This window comes from Cellulophaga sp. 20_2_10, assembly GCF_023476645.1.
Lineage (GTDB): Bacteria > Bacteroidota > Bacteroidia > Flavobacteriales > Flavobacteriaceae > Cellulophaga.
In genome coordinates this window covers 1-5,070 of sequence record NZ_JAMCOJ010000030.1, presented here as the reverse complement: position 1 = coordinate 5,070, position 5,070 = coordinate 1, and the positions used below count along the sequence as shown (strand labels likewise).

The 5,070-nt window shown below is 27.7% G+C and carries 4 protein-coding genes; all 4 read left to right on the top strand.

Features of this window, described 5'->3' with window-relative positions:
- Nucleotides 1-125 precede the first annotated feature (125 nt).
- Entirely contained in the window at nt 126-1,352 is a 1,227-nt protein-coding gene (locus M4I21_RS18250; protein ID WP_249560664.1) for a radical SAM family protein, read from the top strand.
- Nucleotides 1,353-1,356: 4 nt separating this feature from the next.
- On the top strand, nt 1,357-2,076 hold the full coding sequence (locus M4I21_RS18245; protein ID WP_249560663.1) for a hypothetical protein: 720 nt from the start codon (nt 1,357-1,359) through the stop codon (nt 2,074-2,076).
- Between the two features lie 228 nt (nt 2,077-2,304).
- On the top strand, nt 2,305-3,411 hold the full coding sequence (locus M4I21_RS18240) for a serine hydrolase domain-containing protein (RefSeq protein ID WP_249560662.1): 1,107 nt from the start codon (nt 2,305-2,307) through the stop codon (nt 3,409-3,411).
- A gap of 856 nt (nt 3,412-4,267) precedes the next feature.
- The gene (locus M4I21_RS18235; protein WP_249560661.1) at nt 4,268-4,879 is read left to right on the top strand and encodes a hypothetical protein; all 612 of its coding nucleotides are present in this window, start codon (nt 4,268-4,270) and stop codon (nt 4,877-4,879) included.
- Nucleotides 4,880-5,070: the final 191 nt, after the last annotated feature.

Genomic DNA, 5,070 nt, shown 5'->3' with positions numbered 1-5,070 from the left:
CTAGCCCAACCTCTAAATCTCTCTCCTTTATAATCTCTTTTATTTATATAATTATAGTATCTTCAAACTAAGAACCAAACATACGAGCCGAGACGTTAGCTACAATTAAAAAATAAAATCACTCTTTGGAATATACATACAAAAACCCACTAAGTATTACTAGTCAATTTAGTTTCTGTGGATTACCATTTCGATTAGACACTTATGCTGGATGCGCTATTGGTTGTAGATATTGTTTCGCTAGAATTAGAGGCGGAAATATTGAATCTAAGAAAATCAAAACAGCAAATCCTGAATCAATAATTACACGTTTTAAAAATGGAATAAAAAATGAAAATTCTGGAATTATTTCAGAGTTTATAAAAAACAGAAAACCTGTACATTTTGGAGGAATGAGTGACCCATTCCAATCTATAGAAAAGACTTACGGTTCTTCTTACAAAGTTCTTGAATATTTAAAAACTATTGACTATCCTGTAGTTATTAGCACTAAGTCTGATTTAATTGGAACTGATAAATATTTAGAATTATTTAAAAATTATAAAAGTCTAGTAATCCAAATTTCAATTTCTACGCTAGACTCTACTAACTCTAAAATTTTAGAACCTAATTCTCCTAATCCTAAAAAACTTCTTGATTGTGTTAGCCTTTTGCAACAAAATCAAATAAATGTTACTTTAAGATGGCAACCCTACATATTAGAAGTTAGTGATGATATCAATTATTTTGTTAAACAAATAATAAGAACAGGGATTAAGCACATAGGATTTGAACACTTAAAATTACCTATAGAAAAAAACTCTGATATTGAAGAGAAATTTAAGAGTATAACTGGGAAAAGTATTTATAAAATATATAAAGAAAAAGGAGCTATAATAAATGGCAGAGAATACATTCTACCAATTGAAGAAAAACTAAAAAACATTAATAAGTTAAGAGATGCATTAGAAGGTACAAATATTAGTTTAGGTCTTGCAGATAATGAATTTCAATACCTTTCAACTTATAGTTGTTGTTGTAGTGGTGTAGACATCTTTGAAGGTTTTGAAAATTGGTATAAGCCACAAATATCTTATGCTATTCGCAAATCATATTTAAACAGTGAAAGTGAAATCAGTTTAGATAGTATTAAAGACGAATGGAATTCAAATGGTTCTATTGATAAATATATGAATTCAAAAAGTAGGATTCAAAAACAAGAAAACCCGAATACAATGTTCGATTATATTAAAACAAGATGGAATGATTTAAACTCCTCTTTCAATCCTTCTAAATATTATAATGTAGAATATGCAAATAAGATAGATTTAGATGGAAATAAAATTTTTAAATTTGTTAAAGAAAATATATAACATAATGGCGGATAAAATATTAAACTGGCAGTGGTTTAGAGACTTCTTTAATATTACAATATTCAAGTACTTTGTTACTTGGTTTGCATTAGTCCCTATTTTTGCAAAATTAACTGAAGAACTCCCTGAAAAAATTAAATTGCAATTAAATCCTGAAGAAAGTTATACAATAACCCTTCTACTACCGTTCAAATGGGAAATACTTTGGGTTTCATCTTTATCTTTTGTCATAGCCTATATTTTATATATAATTTTTTCACCAACATTTGTAAAAAGATACTTTTCATTAAAAGATTACAAAGGATTTGAACACTCACCAAGGTGGATTGTTTGGGAATCACAAAAATTAACACAAAGTAAATCTGTAGATTTAGATAAATTTACAAAGAGAATGGTTGAAAAAAATTATATCTCAAAAATAGATAATTCTGAAGATTTCGAAAATAAAAAAGTCCTTGTAACTAAAGAACAGACTTACTTGATGTTTGAATATAAAGAAGAAAATTATAAGTTTTCAATGCCTATTTTAACAGATGGTAAAGAAGATAAAAATTTAACTGAAATAGCAGTTAGAGAAATTTTTTGGGAAATATTTGCTAGATTTTCTGATTCAAAGATTGTAATACGATTTATAATTCAATTCTTATTATTAACTTCTTTAGTCACATTTGCTATTCCATTTTGTTGTAGTATATATTCAGGACTTCAATATTTTCTAAAATAACTGTAGCTAACAAAGTATATAAAACATAGCTATTAAGTGCTAAACTCAAAGGTCTGTGCTTATTTACAAAGTTCCGCCAAATTTTTAATTTGGCTTTTAAATTAGAAAAGATAAAAACAAAATGTAAAAATTTGGCTCAGTGCTAAAACCGAAATTTGTCGTATTTATATACGCTACGTTTCATATACAAACCGTTACCCAACATTTGAAAAAACTCGAAATTAAAAAATGAAAATCCAAAATATGTATAAGTCAATTAAATTGTTTGGGATATTTATATTCATTTTTAGTAATTGTTTTTCTCAACAGAATAATCAATGGTTGGATTCAATAAGTAGTGACTATATTTCAAAGAATAATATTGTAGGAATGTCTGTCTCCATTGTTCAACCTGATTCTATATATTACGGTATCTCTGGAGTTTTGAAACAAAATCGCAATCAAAAAATAATATTACAAAGTAAATTTTTTCTTGCTTCCCTAACCAAATCGCTTACTTCTTTAATAGCAAAAAAAATGGAAGAAGAAGGTTTAATTAGTTTTGACACTAAATTTTTTGATGTGTTTCCGGAATTATTAAAAATTAAAAACGCAAAAAAATATGAGCAAATTACTTTAAGCGAATTACTTTCTCACAAAGCTAGAATTAATGATTTCTATATCTATGATAAAACCATAATAGATAGTGTATCAACAAAAACAAAAAAAAGGCTTGAACTAGCAAAATTAACACTTACAAAATCTAGAAAATCTAAAAACAACTATTCTAATGTAGGTTATATAATGGGAGCTTTAATGCTTGAAAAAAGAGCAGGAGTAGATTTTGAAGTTTTAGTTAAGAATACTTTAGATTCTCTATCACTTGATTATTTGGTTGGATATCCAAATACAAACGATGTATATGATACAAATGATACTTGGGGTCATAATATATTCGCTAAAGAAAAAAATAGATTCAACCTAAGAGAAGATAATTTTTTCTCTGATTTTCAATTACCTTGTTGGGGATTATCTATGTCAATTTTAGACTATTCATTGTATATTCAATTACACTTGAATGGCTTATTAGGTAAAGATAATTTTTTAAAGAGCGAGAATTATAAAGAATTACATAATACATTTAAAAAATATAACTTCGGTTGGATAACTAGAAAATTAGGTTCATTTAAAATTAGTACTCACGACGGAAGTGGAGGTATATATTTTGGAAGAACAGTAATTGTACCTGATGAAAAAGTAGCTATTGTAGTTTTATTTAACCAAACAGCAACAAGCTTAAAGGAATTAAATAACTTTATAGAATTTATTATTAAAAATTACAAACAGATTATATAATTAAACCAAATATTTCAATCAATGCTCGAAAAAACGTTGGGTAACACTATATATAACAAATAGGCCATTTAGCGTTTAACCGAAAAGTCATTGTCTATTTACTAAGTCGCCAAATATTTTGATTTGGTATTAAATAGAAAAATTAAAACAAAATAAAAAGATTTGGCTTGTGGCTTTACCGAAGATTATTTTTTATTTTCCGCCCTACTTGCCATATATTTAACGTTATAAAATATAGCTAAAAAAAATCGTAATAAAGAAACTTACCTTTTCGAAAACATTGAATATTTAAAGTTTTTAATCCGCATTTTTATTTTCTCACTCAGATCTTAATAAAATAATCGCGAGTTCTGCTTACTCAATTCTCAAACGGAATTGTTTGCGAAAAAACTAATCCAACAAACTTTTCAGATTAATAGAAAAAGAATAAGTTGTTTACAAAATTCAGTTCACTCCTATTCTGAATTTTAGCTACTTGCGGAATTTTAACGTAAAGGAGAAATTACTCTTACGCAGTTTTTGAGATTAAGGAAGTTTTAGCTCGCCAGGAAATGCCTACTCAATCGAAAATGCTACAAAGAGTTTTGAAAAAAAACACTTTTCGCTATTAAGCTGTAAAAGCAAAACACGTTTAGCTTTTCTCCTTTTATAGCGCAACTTTACGGCAAAGCAATTCGTGCTTACTCAAATGTTTAGCTACATTTTATAACAACGTGTATAAAAAATTGCTAGATTAGTGCTTAAATAAAGGTGGTTGCTTTTTTACCAACTTCTGATTTTCCTTCGGAAAATCGGCGCTGATAAAACGCAACTTTCCATACACAAGACCGTTGTGCAACATTTGAAAAAAAACCGATTGACTGATAAAAAACACATATTTCGATTAATAATTATTTTAGGGATTGGAATATTTCTAACCTACAAAATTTATCAATTTCGATTTTCAAGCTTTGTATTTGACTACTTAATATTTTTAGGAATAGCAATAATTGGATTTGTTTATTGGCTTTGGACAGTTTTCAGAGATTTTAAGAAGTACAAAACGAAAAGACAGTCTAAATATCTGATTGGACCATTTATCGGTTTTATTTTAATAATAATAATTTTCGGAATAAATTGGAAAAATGAATCTAATTTGAATAAGCCGACATTAGTTCGCGTTTTTTATGACGGAGATTTTAATGGAACAAGTATTGACTTCAAAACAGACGGAACTTATATTTTTGACAATTCAGCAATTGGATTAAGCGATTACACTTACGGAACTTATAAAATTAGCGGACAAAAAATAACGTTGGACAAAATCGAAATAGATAATGTTATTAAAACTAACACACTTGAATTTCGGAATAAAGAAATGAACGGAACAGATAAGCAAGAAAACTATCTTTTCCAAATTGAACAGAACGGAAAAATATTAAAAAATGAAACGGAATTTAGAGTTGTAATAGACAACAGAACGGAGTAAAACGTTGCACAACACCGTATATAATTTATTGCTTTTTTAGGCTTACTTACGAAAGTCCTCGCGGACTTTCTTGGTCGGTAATTATTTACTAAATTAGTTGCCTGAAACACGCAACAAACCATATACAACAACGTTGGCAATAATTATGAATCATATCAAATACTTAATTCTTTTAGTTCTTATTGGAACCT

Coding starts and splice junctions, on each gene's coding strand:
- M4I21_RS18245 (WP_249560663.1), top strand. CDS start 1,357: ATGGCGGATAAAATATTAAACTGGCAGTGGTTTAGAGACTTCTTTAAT.
- M4I21_RS18240 (WP_249560662.1), top strand. CDS start 2,305: ATGAAAATCCAAAATATGTATAAGTCAATTAAATTGTTTGGGATATTT.